This window comes from Pseudomonas sp. JV414 (assembly GCF_032424305.1).
Classification (GTDB): domain Bacteria; phylum Pseudomonadota; class Gammaproteobacteria; order Pseudomonadales; family Pseudomonadaceae; genus Aquipseudomonas; species Aquipseudomonas lini.
The window spans coordinates 1,202,462-1,221,259 of sequence record NZ_VYKC01000022.1 but is presented as its reverse complement, the minus strand read 5'-3'; the positions used below and the strand labels follow the sequence as shown (position 1 = coordinate 1,221,259).

At 58.7% G+C, this 18,798-nt stretch carries 13 protein-coding genes; 7 read left to right on the top strand and 6 right to left on the bottom strand.

Annotated features, from left to right (window positions below; genetic code table 11):
• Positions 1-65: 65 nt before the first annotated feature.
• Positions 66-1,025 carry an agmatinase gene (gene speB, locus F6R97_RS29495; protein ID WP_315867566.1) on the bottom strand — a complete coding sequence of 320 codons (960 nt, stop codon included), beginning with the start codon at positions 1,023-1,025 and terminating at the stop codon, positions 66-68.
• A 149-nt stretch (positions 1,026-1,174) separates the two neighbouring features.
• Between speB and F6R97_RS29490 the strand changes: the two genes are divergently transcribed.
• The 3 genes from F6R97_RS29490 to F6R97_RS29480 all read left to right on the top strand — a co-directional run bounded on the left by F6R97_RS29490 (position 1,175) and on the right by F6R97_RS29480 (position 4,351).
• Positions 1,175-2,068: a LysR family transcriptional regulator gene (locus F6R97_RS29490; RefSeq protein WP_315867565.1), complete on the top strand. Its 894-nt coding sequence runs from the start codon at positions 1,175-1,177 to the stop codon at positions 2,066-2,068.
• 266 nt (positions 2,069-2,334) lie between these two features.
• Complete coding sequence (locus tag F6R97_RS29485) at positions 2,335-3,810, top strand: nucleobase:cation symporter-2 family protein (RefSeq protein ID WP_315867564.1); 1,476 nt, start codon at positions 2,335-2,337, stop codon at positions 3,808-3,810.
• A 55-nt stretch (positions 3,811-3,865) separates the two neighbouring features.
• On the top strand, positions 3,866-4,351 hold the full coding sequence (locus tag F6R97_RS29480; RefSeq protein ID WP_315867563.1) for an LEA type 2 family protein: 486 nt from the start codon (positions 3,866-3,868) through the stop codon (positions 4,349-4,351).
• Positions 4,352-4,354: 3 nt separating this feature from the next.
• Here F6R97_RS29480 and F6R97_RS29475 read toward each other — a convergent pair whose 3' ends face one another.
• Entirely contained in the window at positions 4,355-5,932 is a 1,578-nt protein-coding gene (locus F6R97_RS29475; protein WP_315867562.1) for an alkaline phosphatase D family protein, read from the bottom strand.
• 67 nt (positions 5,933-5,999) lie between these two features.
• Positions 6,000-6,923: a carbon-nitrogen hydrolase family protein gene (locus F6R97_RS29470; protein WP_315867561.1), complete on the bottom strand. Its 924-nt coding sequence runs from the start codon at positions 6,921-6,923 to the stop codon at positions 6,000-6,002.
• Between the two features lie 85 nt (positions 6,924-7,008).
• Between F6R97_RS29470 and F6R97_RS29465 the strand changes: the two genes are divergently transcribed.
• Positions 7,009-7,923 carry a LysR family transcriptional regulator gene (locus F6R97_RS29465; protein WP_315867560.1) on the top strand — a complete coding sequence of 305 codons (915 nt, stop codon included), beginning with the start codon at positions 7,009-7,011 and terminating at the stop codon, positions 7,921-7,923.
• A gap of 89 nt (positions 7,924-8,012) precedes the next feature.
• Here the strand turns inward: F6R97_RS29465 and F6R97_RS29460 are convergent, their stop codons facing one another.
• On the bottom strand, positions 8,013-8,264 hold the full coding sequence (locus tag F6R97_RS29460) for a hypothetical protein (RefSeq protein WP_007897387.1): 252 nt from the start codon (positions 8,262-8,264) through the stop codon (positions 8,013-8,015).
• 165 nt (positions 8,265-8,429) lie between these two features.
• Here F6R97_RS29460 and F6R97_RS29455 point away from each other — a divergent pair, with 165 nt between their 5' ends.
• Complete coding sequence (locus F6R97_RS29455) at positions 8,430-8,747, top strand: YqjD family protein (protein WP_038983475.1); 318 nt, start codon at positions 8,430-8,432, stop codon at positions 8,745-8,747.
• Positions 8,748-8,874: 127 nt separating this feature from the next.
• On the opposite strand, the gene F6R97_RS29450 is transcribed toward F6R97_RS29455, so the two are convergent.
• On the bottom strand, positions 8,875-9,918 hold the full coding sequence (locus tag F6R97_RS29450) for an Ldh family oxidoreductase (protein ID WP_315867559.1): 1,044 nt from the start codon (positions 9,916-9,918) through the stop codon (positions 8,875-8,877).
• Positions 9,919-10,185: 267 nt separating this feature from the next.
• On the opposite strand from F6R97_RS29450, the gene F6R97_RS29445 reads away from it, so the two are divergent.
• The gene (locus F6R97_RS29445; RefSeq protein WP_315867558.1) at positions 10,186-15,015 is read left to right on the top strand and encodes a dermonecrotic toxin domain-containing protein; all 4,830 of its coding nucleotides are present in this window, start codon (positions 10,186-10,188) and stop codon (positions 15,013-15,015) included.
• A 211-nt stretch (positions 15,016-15,226) separates the two neighbouring features.
• Entirely contained in the window at positions 15,227-16,228 is a 1,002-nt protein-coding gene (locus F6R97_RS29440; protein WP_315867557.1) for a FecR family protein, read from the top strand.
• 55 nt (positions 16,229-16,283) lie between these two features.
• Here the strand turns inward: F6R97_RS29440 and F6R97_RS29435 are convergent, their stop codons facing one another.
• A complete protein-coding gene (locus F6R97_RS29435; protein ID WP_050681993.1) occupies positions 16,284-18,629 on the bottom strand; it encodes an acylase in 2,346 nt (781 codons plus the stop codon).
• Positions 18,630-18,798: the final 169 nt, after the last annotated feature.

The following is an 18,798-nucleotide window of genomic DNA, read 5'->3' as shown; positions in this document are numbered from 1 at the left end:
CCAACAGAAATGTTGAATGTTAAGCCGCTTTCGCGAGCAAGCCCGCTCCCACATTGGTTTGTGTGTTACCGATCGACCTTATGCCTGGCCGCATACAAACACAGCATCTCCATGGCCAATGTCGCCGCTGCCAATGAGGTGATGTCCGCGCTGTCGTAGGCCGGCGCCACTTCCACCACGTCCATCCCCACCAGATTGATCCCACGCAAACCGCCGAGAATCTCCAGCGCCTGCACCGTGCTCAAGCCACCACACACGGGCGTTCCGGTGCCCGGCGCAAAGGCCGGGTCGAGGCAATCGATGTCGAAGGTCAGATACACCGGGTGATCACCAACCCGAGCACGAATCGCCTCGACGATCGCTTCACACCCTTGCCGATGCACCTGCCGCGCATCCAGCACTTGAAAGCCCTGATGATCATCATTGGTGGTGCGCAACCCGATCTGTACCGAGCGCGACGGATCCACCAACCCTTCCTTGGCCGCGTGCCAGAACATCGTGCCGTGGTCGACGCGCTTGCCCTCCTCATCCGGCCAAGTGTCGCTGTGGGCGTCGAAGTGAATCAACGACAACGGGCCATGCTGACGGGCATGAGCCTTGAGCAGCGGATAACTGATGAAGTGATCGCCACCAAACGTCAGCATCGCGCAACCGCCGCTCAGGATGTGCTCAGCGTGGGCCTCGATGCTTTCCGGCACTGACTGCGGCGTGCCGTAATCGAAGGCGCAATCACCGTAGTCAATCACCGCCAAATGATCGAACGGGTCGAACATCCACGGCCAATGGCGTTCCCAGGCGATCCCGGTGGATGCCGCCCGAATGCCGCGCGGTCCGAAACGCGCGCCGGGGCGGTTGCTGGTGGCAGTGTCAAACGGCACGCCGCTGACCACCACGTCGACACCGCGCAAGTCGCGACTGTAGCGACGGCGCATGAAACTGGTGATACCGGCGTAGGTGCTTTCAGCGGCAGTCCCGTAAAGACTGTCGCGGGTCATGGCCTGATCGTTCTGTGCAGGGACGTCCATGGTGTGTTCCTTATTGTTGGCTTATTGGCGGCTACGGAAAGTGAGCCATGACAAACACTGACCGGAGGAAGTGGTCGCAGGATGCGTCGTCGATTACATTGGAAAAATACCAAGTTAGTTATCCTGACTTTATAGCGGAGTAATGTTTGATGCTCGGTCAACTCCACGACCTCGACCTGCACCTGCTGCGCCTGTTTGTCAGCGTGGTGGAATGCGGTGGCTTCAGCGCGGCTCAGGGTGAATTGGGGCTGAGCCAGTCGAGCATCAGCCAGCAAATGGCCAGGCTCGAAACCCGGCTCGGTTATCGCCTGTGCAGTCGCGGCAAGGGCGGGTTCAAAATCACCCCCAAAGGCGAGCAGTTGCTTCTTGCCATTCGCGCCTTGTTCGAGTCGATCGAAGCGTTCCGTCATCAATCCAACGGCGTGGCCGGACGCTTGATCGGCGAAGTGCGCCTGGGCTTGTCCGAAGCGCTAGATCAATCGGTACTGCAACGGGTTGCCGAGGCGATCCGGCGCTTTCGCGAGCGGGATGAATCGGTGCGTATCGAGTTGATCAGCGCCATGCCCGGCGAGATGGAACGGCTGTTGCTGCAACAACGACTGGACCTGGCGATCGGCTATTTTTCACAGGTGCAGAGCGCTTTTGACTACCGCGAACTGTTCACTGAGACCCAGCACTTGTACTGCGCCCCCGGGCATCCGCTGTTTACCGATGCGGCGCCTGACGATCAGGCGCTTCAGGCCTGCGACCGGGTCGATCACCCCTACCGCTTCCTGCGCAGCGACGAGCCGTTTCAGGGGAAGATGTGTTCGGCCCGTTCCGAGCAGGTCGAAGGCACCCTCGCCTTCATTCTTTCCGGCAAACACGTTGGCTATCTGCCCGATCACTTCGCCCGCAGCTGGGAAGACAAAGGGTTGCTGCGCGCCGTGCGCCAGGGCGATATGAGTTTTGAGGTGGCGTTCCATCTGGCCCGCCATCGCGCTCAGGTGCCGGGGGATGCGCAAAAAGCGTTTGAAGAGGATCTGCTTGCGGCGTTTGCCTGAAGTGCACGCGGGCTCTGCCCTGGAATGATCGACCCTGTGGCGAGGGGGCTTGCCCCCGTTCGGCGGCGCAGCCGTCGCAAGATCAGCGCGTCAGGTGTGTCTGAAGGAATGTCGGGGGCCGCTTCGCAACCCAACGGGGGCAAGCCCCCTCGCCACAGGTTTTGTGTATGCCCTCGGCACCGTTGTACGTTGCCCTCACTGCCCGCGGCTGGCATCCTGCGCCTCCATTTTCTGACCCGGCCCCGCCTTTCGGCACGCAAACCACCATGACCGCCTCTGAAAAAGCCCTTGCCCCACGCAACAACGACCTGATTTACGGCCTCGACGATCGCCCTAACCTGACCGCCACGGTCTTCGCCGCCCTGCAGCACGTGCTGGCGAGTTTCGTCGGCATTATCACGCCGACACTGATCATGGGCAGCGCCCTGGGCCTGCAAAGTGAAGTGCCTTATCTGATCAGCATGGCGTTGTTCGTTTCGGGGCTGGGCACGTTTGTCCAGGCGCGGCGGTTCGGCCCGGTTGGCTCCGGTCTGTTGTGCCTGCAAGGCACCAGCTTCTCGTTTATCAGTGTGATTCTCAGCGCCGGCTTCATGGTCAAGGCGCGGGGCGGTGGCACCGATGAAATCCTCTCGACGATTTTCGGCGTGTGCTTTTTCGCCGCGTTCATCGAAGTGGTGCTGAGTCAGTTCATCGGCAAGCTGCGGATGCTGATCACCCCGGTGGTGACCGGCACCATCATTACCCTCATGGGCCTGTCGCTGATCAAGGTCGCCATGACCGACATTGCCGGCGGATTCGGTGCGGCGGATCTCGGCACGGCCAGCCACTTGGTGCTGGCCGCACTGGTGCTGGGAACCATCGTAGTGTTGAACCGGGTGGATGTGCCGTTCCTGCGCCTGGGCGCGATCGTCATCGGTCTGGCCCTCGGTTATGCGGTCGCGTGGTTCATGGGCAAGGTCGATTTCACCAGCCTGCCCGCCGTGCCGCTGATGAGTGTGCCCGTACCGTTCAAGTACGGATTCTCATTCGACTGGGTGGCGTTCGTGCCGGTGGCGGTGATTTTCCTGGTGTCGCCCCTCGAGGCTGCCGGTGACCTGACCGCCAATTCGATGATTTCCCGGCAGCCAGTGAAAGGCCCCATTTATATCCGCCGGATCAAATCCGGATTGCTGGCCGACGGTCTCAATTCGGCGATGGCTGCGGTGTTCAACAGCATGCCAATGGTGACCTTCGCCCAAAACAACGGCGTGATTCAGCTCACCGGCGTGGCCAGCCGTTATGTGGCGTTTTTCATCGCCGGCCTGTTGGTGGTATTGGGGTTGTTCCCGATGATTGGCGCGGTGCTGCAATTGATGCCGAAACCAGTGCTCGGCGGCGCCGAACTGGTGATGTTCGGCACCGTGGCAGTGGCCGGGATCAAGATACTCGCCGAGGCCGGCCTGCATCGACGCAACATGCTGATCGTGGCGATTTCCCTCGGCATGGGCCTGGGCGTTGCGGCGGTGCCTGAAGTGTTGCGCGAGTTGCCGAAGGCGCTGCACAACATCTTCGAATCACCGATCACCGTCGGTGCGTTGTGCGCTATCGTGCTGAATATCTTCTTGCCCGAAGAGTTCATCGAGCTGGAAGAAGACGAGTTCGACCCGGAAGCCTCCGTGCTTCAGGTGATGCAGAACCCGGATGTTGCGGCCAAGGGTGAACCCGTTTCACCTGCGGCTGTCGCACAGTTGAACCGTGCGTAATGCTCAAGAGCCGAGCCACGAGCGGCTCGGCCTTTTTCTTTACGAGAACCTGTCCATGCGCAGATTGTTCGCACTTTCTCTATACCTGCCTCTGTCCCTCCTGTTGCTCTCCCTGAGCGCCTGCGCCCTGTTCCCCCAACACGACCCACTGAACATCAACGTGGTCGGTATCGAGCCGCTGCCAAGCCAGGAACTGGAAGTGCGTTTCGCGGTAAAACTGCGCGTGCAAAACCCCAATGAAACAGCGATCGACTACAACGGCGTGGCCCTGGATCTGCAGGTAAACGGTCAATCCCTCGCCTCCGGTGTCAGCGACCAGTCGGGCTCGATTCCGCGTTTCTCCGAAGCGGTGATTGTGGTGCCCGTGAGCGTTTCAGCCTTCTCGGTGCTGCGTCAGACCCTCGGGCTGGGTCAGACGCAGACACTGAACAATCTGCCGTACGTGCTTCGGGGCAAACTGGCCGGCGGCGTGTTCGGCACGATGCGTTTCGTTGATCGCGGCAAACTCAGCCTGCCGCGGTCGACTACTGGCACGTGGTAATGCTCACGGCTCGGTCCGAGGCTTAACCGGATCGATCACCTGGGTCACGCAATGTTTGAGGCCTTCTACGTGCCAGTTGGCCCACAGGCGACTTTTGCCGGTGCTGTCCTCATCCGGCTCTATCGCCAGCCAGTTTCGAGCGGCGATCAAGTAACGTCCTCGGGCACCGATGGGCAACAGGGTTCCGGTGATGCCGTAGTCGATCTGTTCCTGGTGCTTGCCAATGGATTCCAGAAACTGCACCGCCAACACCGGCGGCGAAGGATGCACCACCCCGGTCGAAATCAATTGGTAGATCAATCCCGAACCATCGTTGCGATGCCGGGACAACGTCGATTCGATCACGCAGGCCCCCGCCACATGAACATCACCGGACACCAGCGTGACCTTGCATGACTCGGCATGGGCGAAATCCAGCAACCGCATGATCAGCCGCTTGCGTTCGTCTCGGTGGGGCAGGCTTCGCCAATGATCGCGCAAATCGTCCTCGAGTTCCTGTTGTCCCGAGATCAGGTCCAGTGCCTTTTCGGCCGCCTGCAAATCAAGGTAGCCCACGGGAATACTCGACATCAGCAGCAAGTGCTTATGTGCCTTGACCTTGCCCAGCCAGGCATAAATCGCATCCCAACTGACGGGCGAAATGATCCGGGTTGGCCGAGCCGGCGGAGTCGTCAAATCCGGCGCTCGTTCGCTGCGCAGGTCGGGAACCAGCAATGCCAATTCACCCAGGCCGGTGAACCCGAGGTGAAAGCCGTCAGCGGTGTCGGGAATCGCACAGGGATGAGTATCGGCAGACGGTTTGAGGTGCGGATGTGTCTGGATCAGTTGCTGCTGGAAAATCCTGAAATAGCGTTTGGCCGTGGCAAACAGCCCCTGGAACACCGGGCTTGAATGCAGTATCTCATCGTAGGATCCCCAGCCATCGATGATGTCGTGGTCATCCCACATCATCACCGTCGGAACGGCGCTGAGCAGCTTCGCAACCTCAGGCTGCTTCCAGTGCTCCAGGTACAGTCTGGTGAAAAACTTGTCCAGATCGGCTTCGATCACCTTGCTGTAGGCCGCCTTTCGACGGTCGGCGAAGGGTTTGGCAAACCAGGTTTTCATCGACGACACGTTGCTGCGCATGTCGTCGCTGTAAACCTGATCGCCCCCCATCAACAACAGGTGATAGGGCTTGCTTTGATGAGCGCCCCACATGTGCTCCCAGCGCTCATTGTTCCTGTCCACTTTCTCCATGTCCTTGGGGTCCGAGAAACCGTTGCACGACACATAGGCCATGCGCGGCGACTGGCCCTCGGCCGGAACGACGAAGTTGGCCTCCGCGCCCTCTATCTTGATCGTGTAAGTGCTCGCAACAGCCTGGTCTTGCGGCGCTTTTAAATCGATGCGCCAGACGCGGTACTGAGGATTGAGCAACGGGATATCGGCGGTGGCCAACGGTTTGCTGGCAGTGACACCGCCGGGTACTTTTACGCTGGGTGATGACGCGCCCAAGGGTAAAACCACCAGAGCGGACACGTTATAGACATTACTGTTGATGCCACGAAACTGCAGAATCGGGCCAAGTAACAAACTCATGGACAGTCCATCCGTTGACAGGGGTGTGAACGCCTAGAGACTAGACGACAATCACACATCCACAGGTTTACGTATTAAACCGCACACCCGGTTTGGCCCCCTCATCCACTGTCAACTCAAACACGTCCGGACGCGCGTAGTGCCCGACCACGTCGTAGTCATAACGGGCGCGGATCAGGTCGTCGGTGTCGATTTCGGCGGTGAGCAAACCCGCCTCGTCACGCAGCGGCCCGGCGAGAATGTCGCCCATCGGCCCGACAATCACGCTGCCGCCGGCAATCAACGGGCGCTGCGCCGGCCAGTTGGCGATTTCCACGCCCAAGGCTTGCGGTGAGGCCTGGATCTGACAGGCGCTGACCACAAAACAGCGTCCTTCATGGGCGATGTGGCGCATGCTGACTTGCCACATTTCCCGCTCGTCCACCGTCGGCGCGCACCAGACCTCCACGCCTTTGGCGTACATCGCGGTGCGCAGCAGCGGCATCATGTTTTCCCAGCACACCACTGCGCCGATTCGCCCAACCTGGCTGTCGATCACCGGCAAGGTCGAGCCGTCGCCCTTGCCCCAGATCAGTCGTTCGGTGCCGGTGGGCATCAACTTACGGTGCTTGGCGACCAGCCCCGCCTGCGGATCGAAATACAGCGCGGTGCAATATAAGGTGCTGCCCACGCGCTCGATAACGCCGATCACCAGATTGGCTCCGGTGCGTGAGGACAACCCGGCCAAGGCTTCGGTCTCGGCACCGGGCACATCGATCGCGTTGTCGAAATACCGCGCAAACGCTTCCCGCCCCTCCGGCAGTCGATAACCGAGTTGCGTGCCAAAACCCTCGCCCTTTGGGTAGCCGCCGAGCAACGCCTCCGGCATGACCACCAATGCGGCGCCGGATTCGATAATGGCGGTTTCCCAGGAGAGGATTTGATCGAGGGTATCGGCCTTGCCGCCGGGCAAGGCGCCGATTTGCAGGGCAGCAACGATGGACTTGGGCATCGCGGTGACTCCGTCAGTAATGAGGTGTTGCTCATTCTCCGGCGCCACAGGATCATGAATAAAGCCCGACTCACTGCTGAATGATATGAACCAAATGAATATCGCGACCGTCGATCTCAACTTGCTCAAAGTCTTCGAAGCCCTGCATGAAGAATCCAGCGCCAGCCGTGCCGCGCTGCGTCTAGGCGTGACGCAATCGGCGGTCAGCGCGGCGTTGCGCCGATTGCGAGAAGTGTATGGCGATCAGTTGTTCGTGCGCACGGGTCGAGGTCTTGCGCCGACCCTCAAGGCCAACCAGTTGAAACCGGTGGTCAGCGATGCGCTGAATAAATGCCGCCAGAGCCTGGCGATGGTCGATCCGACGGCGAATCATTACGACGGACGTTCGGTGACGGTGGGTTTGTCGGATGATTTCGAAATCGCCTACGGGCGACGATTGATTGAAGAGATCGCTGATCGCGCGCCGAAACTGCGGCTGATCTTTCGCCAGACCCATAGCCAGATCGTCGCCCGGGCCTTGATGGAACGCAGTATCGATCTGGCGATCACGGCAGGCGGATTCGCCGAGCGTTTGCTCAGTCGTCAGGTGCTGGGTGAAGGGGGTTATTTGTGCCTGGTGGATCCCCTCAGTCTGGCCGAGGGACAGGAGACTCTCAGCCTTGAGGCGTTCGTCGCCCGCGAGCACATTCTGGTGTCATCGGGCGGTTTTATCGGGATTACCGATGAAGGCCTGGCGGCGTTGGGGCTGAGTCGACGGGTATGCGCGTCGACCACGCACTTTGCCGCGTTGCCGTATCTGCTCAAGGGCAGCCAGGCGGTGGCGACTATTCCAGCCCATGCGGCTCGAAGTATCGCCGCGCTTAGCGGGCTGGCGCTGCTGCCCTGCCCTCTGGCGCTGCCACGCTACCCGATCGAGCTGGGCTGGCGCACCAGTACGCAGCTCGATCCGGTGGTGCTGAAAGTGCGCGAAGCGATTATCGCGACTTTTTCTCACACGTAGGAGCTGCCGAAGGCTGCGATCTTTTGATCTTGGCTTTTTGAAAAAAGATCAAAAGATCGCAGCCTTCGGCAGCTCCTACGGGGTCGAGTTTATTTAGCCGCCATCAAACGATTGACTTCACTGCGCACCATGTTGGCGAATTCCGGCGGCGACATGCCGTCGAGTTCGGCGCGGACCCACTCGGCCCATTTGCCTTTGCGCTTGGCGCGTTCACCGAACAACCGTGCGGCTTCGCCCTTGGATTTGCCCAGGTTGTTTTGCCAGAGTTCGAACAGACGGGATTTTTCATCTTCAAGCGCCGCGCGCTCGGCAAGGGGTTTGTCGGCCAGATTGAAGCTCATGGAAGATACCTGCTGCGTGAAATAGGCGACATCTTACACTGTAGGAGGAAATGTCCTGCCCTGGATTTTTCTTCAGGGTGGAGTCGCCACGCAAAATGACTGCAACTTTTGCCATGGCGCCAGACTCCATTGTTCACTGCCCATTTATCTGCAAGGAGTACTCTAATGGCCCGCAAAATCATCGATCAAGTCGCCGAGGATCAAATCAAGGATCAGGTCTTCAGCGAACTTCAGTCCCTGATCGAAGAGTCGGAAAAACTGCTCAAGAGCAGTGCTTCACTGGTCGGTGAGGAAGCGGACACCCTTCGAGGGCAAATCGCCCAGAAGCTCCAGCAGGCCCGGGGTTCAGTCTCAAGTATGCGTGACCGGACCAGGCCCGCAGTCGAGGCCAGCGAAATCTACATCGGCGGCCATCCCTGGCAAACCGTGGCCATCTCCGCCGGATTCGGTTTGGTGGTGGGGCTGTTGTTGGGCCGACGTTAATTGGGAAACACTGGACCTGTAGGCTTGCCGTAATGCCAGTCAGTTAAGCGAATGAACCGCTTTTCGTAGGAGCCAGGCTTGCCGGCGAAGGCGATCTCAAGTCCGACTTCGCCGGCAAGCCTGGCTCCTACAAAAGCCCGGCCAGTTCCCGCAGATCTGCCAATGTTTGAGGGTCGAGTGCAATGCCTTCGACCTTGGCTTTGGCGCGCTGCCGGTGACGTCGATCACCCGGTAGCCGCTTGAGCCCCACACCGTGCATCTGCCGGACCAGTTCCTGACTGCGCTCGGCAAAACTCTGCCCCGCCGACTTGCTCGGATCAATCACGATCAGCAGTTGACCTGTCCAGGGTGTTTTCGCCCCCGGATGGTTCGACCAGTCGAACTCGAAAGAAAAATTGCCACCGGTCAACGCCGCCGCCAATAGCTCCACCATCATCGACAGCGCCGAGCCCTTGTGCCCGCCAAACGGCAGCAACGCGCCGCCTTCAAGGATCGCTTTCGGGTCCTGGGTCGGCTGGCCGAGGCTGTCCACACCCATGCCCGCCGGCAAGCGCTCGCCTTTACGGGCGGCGATCTGTACGTCGCCGTGGGCGATGGCGCTGGTTGCCAGGTCGAAGACGATCGGATCACCGTTGGCCCGAGGGGCGGCGAAGGCAATCGGGTTGGTCCCGAACAGCGGACGATCGGCTCCATGCGGCACCACGCAGGTCATGCTGTTGACCACGCTCAGTGCCACCAGCCCTTCATCGGCAAACGGCTCGACGTCTGGCCACAGGGCGGCGAAATGGTGGGAATTACGGATGGCCAGCACCGCAATGCCGGCACTGCGGGCTTTCTCGACCAACAATGACCGCGCCGCCGCGAGGGCCGGTTGGGCAAAGCCATTACCGGCGTCGACCCGAACGAAACCCGAGGCCACGTCCTCGACCACCGGCACCGCCTGACCATTGACCCAGCCGCTTTGCAACGTCGACACATAACCGGGAATGCGGAATACACCGTGGCTGTGAGCACCGTCGCGCTCGGCGCCGGCGCAGTTGAGAGCCAGGGTTTTGGCGACATCGGCTGAGGTGCCGTGGCGCAGGAAGATTTGCTCGAGCAACGCCGTCAGCGCTTCGAAGGACAGGTTTTGCGAAACCGCAGTAGACACATGATCGTGTGGCGCAGACATCTGAAGCTCCAGAGTAATTATTGGAGGGGGCAACAGCGTATGAAAACGAACCGATTAACAACGGGCGACGAGTAGCCTGTCAACCCTTCGCTTGAACCGGTGCATCTGATCAGAACCAATTGAGCCGAAAAGCCGCTTTGGCGCATGTTTGCACAAACATCGGGCGGCCATGCGGTAACTATCTACCACCTTTGACTCACCCGCGACTTTTAGTCTTGAGCCTCAACCCACTGGCGCATTCAGCCGCGCCCTGAACGAGACTCGACGATGCCCACACCCCCCGCTCCACTGTTTTTCCCCGAGGCCCTGCACGCACCCGGCCACTGGAATGACCTGGGTAAAATCCATGGGCTGACGCGCAAGGATTTCGAATGGCTCGGTCATCTGGAACTGGCGAGCCAAAGGTTACGCAGTCAACAGACCCCATCAATGTTCGCCGAAAAAATTCTGCTGAAGTCGGACGCTCTGGACCCCATCCCTTTGGCCGGCAGTTTCGTGTTGAGCCTCACTCCGGATGCCAAGGGTGAGATTCTCTACACCCCGTACGCCGGCATAAAGAAGTTCGACAGCCGCTCAGCCTTGACCGAACAGCTTAAACGTCAGCTGAACAGTGCGACCGAGGACGATGACCTGCTGGCCTTCATGTCGTTGTCTGCGCGCAAAACGCTGGCAGCCGCAACCAATATCCAGGTGAACTTTCAGGCCATCGAAGGCGACGTATTCGAAGACCAGCGCACCGACATCACCAAGAATCAGGGAATGAACGAGCAGGCCATGCTGGACGAATTGGTCAAGCTGCCAACGCTCACTTCACTGCTCGCTACGCTGCTTGATGAGTTGCTGCAATCGCCATTCCCGGGCCTTGATCAAAGCCAGACCCGACTCAACTTTTATTCCGTTGCACAAGCCCATGACGGCAACCAGAAAAGTGCCCCGACCCGCCGCTGGATCAACTCCATGTCCTTGAGTGACGCCGTGCTGTCGTACTATCGCCATCAACGGTGGCCGAACGGGCAGCTTTACACGTTTTCCCATCCGGAAAAAGAACCGACGGACACCGACCAGAGCCACTGGGAAACCGCTGTAAAAACCGTATCCGGCAAACTGATGAACCTGCTCTCCGGGAAACTGCAGCGCTACTGGGACACTGCGGCTGCCGACGGTGCATCTCGTCGCGATTTTTTCAGCCGGGCCATCCGGGAAAAGGCGCGCGCAGAGTTCCTGTTCAAGCGCGAAGCCGAGATCATCAGCCCTGAAGAGTGCCAGGCCCTGCACCCCCTGATTCAGCCAACAGCCGGCACGTCTTCGACACTCACTCTTGAAACCGTGCGTCTGTGGGAATACAAGGCCAACTATGTAGAGCTGGCGGGCTCGCTGATGATCAGCCACTCCCCTTCCAATACCTTTCTTTACACCCCCTCCCAGGGCCTTCAGGTTCTGAAAGACTATCAAGACCTCAAAGACACCTTGCTGAGCAAATTCAGCGCGGCCGGTCACGAGGATGAGCTCTACGGCCTCTTGAGTCTGGACGAACGTAACCGGTTCATCGGCTTCAATCACCCACAGGTTTCCGGCGAGGTGATTTCAGGGTCGATATTCAAAAAGCTGTTTGAGGCGATCATTACCAAGCAGTTGCAAAACATGGAATACGTTCTGCAGGTTTTCCGCCACAGCGACGGCGCCGTGAACGTCCATGCCTTGTTCGACAAGGCACTGGACATACGCGCGATGATCAGCGATCAATTGCTGACGCTCAATGTTCAGGGACGCTGGAGTACCCGGCCGGTGTTGTCTGGCAACCAACTGCCGTCCCTGGTGCTGGCAGACAAGGCAGCAGCTTTCGTAAAAACCTTCAGCGATGTCCAATCGCTGCTCAGCGCGGAGTTCGCCTCCCAGCCGATCGCCTCTCTGGCGCTACAGAGCGTTTATCTGGAGAAACTGAAACCCCGGATAACCCACGCATTTTCCGTGGGTTTGCGCGGGGAGGCCAGTCTTCGGGGGCTCAACGCAACGCTGCGGGGCACTGACCGGGCCATTGTCGATACGGTGCTCAATCCGGATCGACCGGATCGACGAACGCGCCTCGCCCTCAATGGTTTCAGGTCTGATGCTTATTCACTGATTCTTGAATGTTCCGGGCAGAACGATGTGCTGCCCCTGGCCAATTGCCTCCTGTTGACCGAGCGTGGCGGGCTCGACATCCAGCATTCCGGTCGGGCCATTCTGTGGACGCCTGCGGCCGGGCTGGAAGTTTTTGCGACGGTCGACAGCGCAACGACGGAACTGAACCGGCGACTGCTCGACGCCAACAAACGCCTGCAACTGCTGGAAAACCTCAGCCCGAACCAGCGCACATTCCACCAGCGCTACAAGCTCAACTCGTTGCGACTGATTGAAGGCCATGTGTTGCAGCGCCTTGCGCAATCCTCCATTGACCACTTCCTGGCCCGTTGCGAATACCTGCGCAGCCTGAAGCTGGGCGATGCGCAGCAGATCAAAGCGCTGAAAAACATGACGCAAAGGGTCATCGACACCAACTTGCAACGAGCCATGTTGATCTCCCAGGCAATCGCCCGACAACAGTCCCTGCCTGCATGGCTCGGAATGGCCCCACTCGAAGAACAGCAGTTGCACATCGAATTGCTGGAGCAGTACCGCAACAGCGTCACCGACGACAAGGACTACTTGCACGGGATCCAGACCCTGACGTCCTATGTGCATGAGCGATTAGTATCATTGATGGGCAGCCGATTCCCTGGAACGAAACTTAACCCCGACCATATCAAAATCACGCCAGACCTGGCACTGACCGGGTCGTCGCGTAGCTTGACCGAGTTTGCCCTGAACCCTGTCAACGTGAGTCAAGGCATCGGGTTCAAGATTGCATCGACAACCTCTCAGGCCCTTCCCGAACGCCTGAATCAGGACGCCGTGCGTCAGCTTGTGCAGTCACTGAATATTCAGAGCGATTATGCAAAGCGGGTGAAAGATGCATTGACCAAGGCTGGCCCCGATGCCAAAAGTCGAATGCAGCGTTTTGTTCAGCAACTACCGTGGCAACTGTTGCAACACGCTCATGCACTGAAACTGCAGCAACGTCTTTCCGGCAGCGCCTTTGATTTGATCTGGCAGGTCCTCGACATGCCGGACGCAATCGCCCGCGCGACTGTAGCAGGTGCCCATGCCATCGCCAGGCCACTGGAGCTGATCAAGACAGCAGGCGCCACAGCGGTCAAAACCCTGGGCCTGTACCTGATCGGCCCCGGTGCCGGACATAACGGGTCGCAAATCCTCTATGCGCCTTACCACGCAGGTTCCATATTCACCGAGTTCGAGAACGAAGCCAGCGTTATCTCAGCGATCAATACACCAGGGCCACTCCAGGAACTGATCATTCGCAGGCTGCCCGAGGCTGAACAGTCTTCGTTCAGCAACTTGTTCAAGTCCACTGTCGGACAACAGAGCGAAATCACCCTCGCCTCCAGCCCCATCAGGGGCAACCTGTTTGCACAGTTGTTCAACGATAACGTCAGCCTTCTTTCGAAGATGCTCGACAGCCACTCCAAAATCACTGGCCAGCAGGAATGGGAAGCCGCCAAAAACCTGTTCAGCTCTGGCATCAGACTGGTCTCGGGTCTGTTGCCGGGCAAACTCTCCTATTTGCTGTTTCTGTGGCAAAGCTACAAAGATTTCAAAGACTCCGCCGAAGCGCTGCAGGATCATCACTGGAAACGGGCGTTGCAGGCATTTATTGCCGGTGCCGCGCAATTGGTGTCGCTGGGACGACTGTCGCTGGAGGCGTCTATCGAGTCGGCGCCAGCAACGGCCACCACTCCACCTGCTGCCCACCCGTTGGTTGTCCCGCAATGGTCGCACGTAAAACCGACTGCACCGACACGCACGGTGTTACAGCCTTTCGAGACCACGACCGTGGCGTTGAAGGATCTGACCAGACGCACGACCGATGGCACTTATCTGGAGGCGACCAGCAAACGAACCTACGCCCCGGTCGGTGGAAAGGTATACCGCGTCGCGAAAGCCGGGGCGATCTGGCGAATGATTAAAGACCAACAACAGGGGCCTGCGTTGCTAACAGCGCCTGGCAATCAATTGGTGATCGATCCGGACTCGCATACGATTCACTACGGCAAAGCCCTGTCGAAAATGCACAATAAATTTGCTTCCAGCCTCACGGTCAGAGAGGTCCTGAATATCGAAGCCCGCGGGATGGAAGACATTCGGGCAAAACACCCGGAAAAAGCACGCATGATCGTGCAAGCCATCGATCTGGCTCGCAACTACGCGTTTAACAGTCTGCATAACCTCGCGCAGCTCAGACACTCGAACCCAGGGACGCGGCTGGATACCTTTCTCAAGGCCTTTTTTGATGTCGGCAACATTGACGCCAGTACCCTCGACAAAATCAAGAAGGTCATCGTTCCCATTTGCAAAGCGTTGGTGGACCCAAACGAGGATTTGATGAATACCGATCGTTTTGTGGTCGGTTCAAACAAATATGGGCTCGACACTACGATTGCTTTTGTTGTGCATGACGACGCACAGAAGCGTGTGCATTTCACAGAGAGGTTTTTTGACCCGGAACTCGATTGGTACAAGTCTTGTTTGACTGAGCCTTTCGACGTCGACGACCATGCCCGGGCCGTTACCCTGATTCATGAGTTCTCCCATCTTTTTTCAAAGACCGTAGATATTGCGTCGCTTGAGGCAAGGCGTCCGTACAGCGATCTCATCGCCACCGTCACCCGTTTCGGTGCGAAAACCAAAAAGACGCAGGAGGATTTCCAGCGACAGGCACTGTCCCTGGACACCCCAAGGGAAGAACTGTTTGCGCGCTGGAACGATACTTTGCAGTCATGGATCAGTCTGGACTCGATTGACGGGTTGGATCATGTGGGTAAGGACATCCTCAAAACAACGGGTTGCACGACAATGGATGAAGCTCGTAACGCCTTCCGCAATCCACGGGATGCGAACCTGCGCATCGACACCATTTTGCGCAACGCCGACTCGATCGCTCGGCTGATATGTGAAATGGGTCGACAGCTGGATCCGGTGCAAGTTTCGCACCCGGTTTGACTGAACTGCAGGTAGCTTTTCTCGTCCAGGACAGAGATCAGTCCTGCTGACCTTGACCCTTTTTTCACTTCATTTATGGATACTGCCCGGCGCCCCCTGTTTTAAGGGTGTCCGGGTGAAAAATAAGTTGCACTTTGATAGGCAATTGCCATGACGGTTGTTCTCGCAGACTTCCCCTCAAGGTTAGAATGCAGGAAATCAGGATGAGTCAATGACCGACCACACTCTTTCGCAAGCTGAATACGACGCCATCACCGATGCCGCTGCGCACTGGTGCATGCGTCTGCATGCCACCGACTGCACGCCCGAAGAACGTCTGGCGTTCGAGCAATGGCGTGATGCTCATCCTCTGCACGCCTTCGAGTACGAAGCCATGCTGGAGATCTGGGATGTGGCTGGGGATTTGCCTCGTCCCGAATCCGCCATGCCAGCCGTTCGCGTCAGACCAGCAACGCCATGGCGCACCTGGGGCATTGCCGCCACCGTCTGCGCCCTCGCGCTGCCGCTGACGGCCTATACCGGATGGAACCTGGGTTGGCTGCCCAATGCCTATCAGCATTTCGAGGCGACCGACAATGTTCGTCAGGTCACGCTGGGCGACGGCAGTCAGGTGGAGCTGAACCTGGGCAGTGAACTGACGTTCAGCAACTACAAGGATGAACGTCGTGTCACGTTAAAAAAAGGTGAAGCCTTCTTCAGCGTCAGTCATGACCTGCAGCATCCGTTCATTGTCAGGGCAGCCGATGGCAGGATTCGCGTCACCGGAACCCAATTCAACGTCTGGATGTATGAAGACCAGGTACGCGTGAACCTGATCGAAGGTTCCGTGCTGGTGACCAGCAACGGTGCTCTGCCTGGCGAGGGTCTGCGTCTCGAACCTGCCATGCAGGCACGTTACCGACACGGCGACTACACGCCGCAAATCAGCCAGACCTCTGCCAATGACCATTCGCTGGCCTGGCGCAGCGGCAAACTGGTGCTCGATGATCTGACGCTGACCGATGCCCTGCCCTTGATCAATCGTTATTTGAACAAGCCAGTCATGATCGCCGACCACAGTACCGGCTCGATTCGCCTCGGCGGTATCTACAATATCAAAGAGCTCAACAGCCTGGTCGCTTCGTTGCCCAAGGTGCTGCCGGTCTACCTGACCCGCAACAAGGACGGCAATCCGGTCCTCAATTCGATCCCGCAACAAACCCCAAAAAGCTGAAGGCCGCCACCCTTGCGGGGTGCGGCCTTCGCTTTTGATTCAAACGCTATCGCGATTACTGCGCGGCGATTTTCCCTGCTTTTTCATCCTGCTCGCGAATCGTCTGAGCCTGGTACTGCGGATCGGACGTGATCTGCTGCTCGGTGAACGGCAACACACTCAACTGCTTCTTCGAAAAGGCCAGTGTCTGGTCCCGGGAGTACTTCGACGCCGGGTCACTGGACAACGAGAATGCCAGTAACCCCTGAGCCTGCGGCCCTTTGTCATCGAAAGTCACCACCTGCAAATAGCTGGTGCCACTGACGACTTCGCGCTTGCCGTCGGTTCTCGGCACGCTTTGGATCGCGTTATACACACCCAGCGTGCCCGGCCCACCGTGAATCGGCGTTTGCTGCCCGCCACTGCTGACCACCTGGATATCGCCCCAGCGGCTATCGGCTTTCAGGCCAAGGGTTTTTACCTGCTCGACCGAAGCCAGCATCGCCGCCCGAATCGCTTTGGCGACGTCTGGACGTTCAATTGCCAGGCCACGTGGAGTGTTTTGCGGATCCTTCGGATCGAACTTCACACGCCAGATATCAGGGATTTGCTGTAACGGCACCATGACATTCTGAAAATGCACAAAGCCCAGTCCACTGTCCAGATTCACCCGGCGATCCCACGCCTTGAGGCTGGCACACAGCGGCGTAAGCGTTGGCGCATCGGCGCCGAGATCCGCGGCACAGAATTGCAGCAGATCCGGCATCACTTGGGCCGCCTGATACACCTGATCGTCCATCACCATGTGTTGCAGATCTGCCGCAGCGACAGGGCCGGCCTTGCTCAAGGTGCCCAGACGCTCCAGTGCGAAGCGCGAACGCAGCCCCAACGGCTGATTGTCCTGACTGATCAACGGCGAGAAACCGGTGAGTGGTTGCGCCGGGTTGGCCATCCAGGCCGAATCATTGGAGTGCTGCACAAAGTCTCTGCGCAGCAGTTGCGGCAACTTGTCTGCCGCATAAATACCTTTTTGCGCAGCGTTCGGGTCGATGTCCCAGACACAGGCGCTGTTGGAACCATCGAGCAGGATCATCTGTAATCCGGCCCGCGGATCGCTGCACTTCGCCAGCTTGTCGGCATTGACGTTCGGCACCACCGACAGGTTCATGTAAAGCGTCTGCCCCTGATCGTCCACCGCCAGGGTATTGACCCATGGAATCCCCTGAATCTTGTGCACCGATGCCTGCAAATCCTTGAGGCTGGCGGCACGGTTCATCGCATACCACTGTTGCAAGACCCGGTCGTTTTCCAGGTTGGCATCGCGCAGGCTGTAGGCGAACTGGTTGTCCCAGTCCAGTTTCCCGGGCCATTGCACAATCGGGCCAAATTGCGAGCTGTAGACCACATGGGAAATCTGCCGGGTCTGGCCATCGGCTTGCTTCACGTTAACCGCCAGCGTCTGCGTTTTCATCGGCAAAGACTTGCCATCCAGCAGGTAACGGGTCGGATCCTTGGGATCGAGTTGCAGGCGATACAGCGTGAAGTGCTTGGACGAATCCACCGTGTGGGTCCATGCCAGGTGCTGGTTGAAACCAATATTGATCATCGGCAGGCCGGGCAACGCGGCGCCCATGACGTCCAGTTTGCCGGGAATGGTCAGGTGCATCTGATAGAAACGCATCCCACCGACCCAAGGAAAGTGCGGATTAGCCAGCAACATCCCGCGACCGTTGAACGAACGCTCGCTGCCGATCGCCACGGCGTTGCTGCCGCGATCCAGAGCGAAGCGTTGCATGCGCGAGGCCGCCAGCTGGAACGACGCCGGCTCGCTCGCCACATGGGCGACGGCTTTCGGTGGGGTAGCGCCGGCCAATGCTTCGGCAAACTGCCCCACGCCGCCTTCGACCAACAGACGACGGGTCAATTTGACCAGATCCTGGGCGGCAATCGGGCGCACCCACTCACCCTGGCATTGCTGCGGCAAACCCTGCGCTCCGCGCTCTGTCAGCGAACGGTTGTAACCCGCCACATAACCTTCGATGAGCTCGCGGACTTCAGGTGTTTGCGCCTGCCAGAAAGCGGCGACAGCCTGCGGGGTATTCAGCCAGTTGAAAAACACATCGCTGGCCAGGTTCCCGCGCTCTTCAACCGTAAACTGGTCCGGGCCGAAATACCGCGAGCGCTCGCCATTGACGGTGACAATCTCATTGGCCAGCAAGCACAGATTGTCCTGAGCGTAGGCATAGCCAATGCCATAGCCGAGGCCTCGCTCGTTTTCGGCACGAATATGTGGCACGCCGAAACTGGTTCGACGAATCTCGGCCGTCGCCTGCTCTGGCTGGCTGCGCGCGTTTGCCGCAAGACTCAGCCCCAGAAACACACCCGCAAGGCTCAACCTGGTTAACTGCCTGGAAATAATCACGCTCGCTCCTGATCGAAAAGACGTATGACACGCAATGCGCCTCCCCTTAAAACGAAGCAAACAGCAAAAATTTAGGCCTTTGAGGGCGCCCCAACGCCCCGGCTCACGGGCCGCTGACGTAACGGCAACAAATTTTCTACATGCGGGTCTTCATTATTTGCCCGGCTCG

Coding starts and splice junctions, on each gene's coding strand:
- speB (WP_315867566.1), bottom strand. CDS start 1,025: ATGGACGTCCCTGCACAGAACGATCAGGCCATGACCCGCGACAGTCTT.
- F6R97_RS29490 (WP_315867565.1), top strand. CDS start 1,175: ATGCTCGGTCAACTCCACGACCTCGACCTGCACCTGCTGCGCCTGTTT.
- F6R97_RS29485 (WP_315867564.1), top strand. CDS start 2,335: ATGACCGCCTCTGAAAAAGCCCTTGCCCCACGCAACAACGACCTGATT.
- F6R97_RS29480 (WP_315867563.1), top strand. CDS start 3,866: ATGCGCAGATTGTTCGCACTTTCTCTATACCTGCCTCTGTCCCTCCTG.
- F6R97_RS29475 (WP_315867562.1), bottom strand. CDS start 5,932: ATGAGTTTGTTACTTGGCCCGATTCTGCAGTTTCGTGGCATCAACAGT.
- F6R97_RS29470 (WP_315867561.1), bottom strand. CDS start 6,923: ATGCCCAAGTCCATCGTTGCTGCCCTGCAAATCGGCGCCTTGCCCGGC.
- F6R97_RS29465 (WP_315867560.1), top strand. CDS start 7,009: ATGAACCAAATGAATATCGCGACCGTCGATCTCAACTTGCTCAAAGTC.
- F6R97_RS29460 (WP_007897387.1), bottom strand. CDS start 8,264: ATGAGCTTCAATCTGGCCGACAAACCCCTTGCCGAGCGCGCGGCGCTT.
- F6R97_RS29455 (WP_038983475.1), top strand. CDS start 8,430: ATGGCCCGCAAAATCATCGATCAAGTCGCCGAGGATCAAATCAAGGAT.
- F6R97_RS29450 (WP_315867559.1), bottom strand. CDS start 9,918: ATGTCTGCGCCACACGATCATGTGTCTACTGCGGTTTCGCAAAACCTG.
- F6R97_RS29445 (WP_315867558.1), top strand. CDS start 10,186: ATGCCCACACCCCCCGCTCCACTGTTTTTCCCCGAGGCCCTGCACGCA.
- F6R97_RS29440 (WP_315867557.1), top strand. CDS start 15,227: ATGACCGACCACACTCTTTCGCAAGCTGAATACGACGCCATCACCGAT.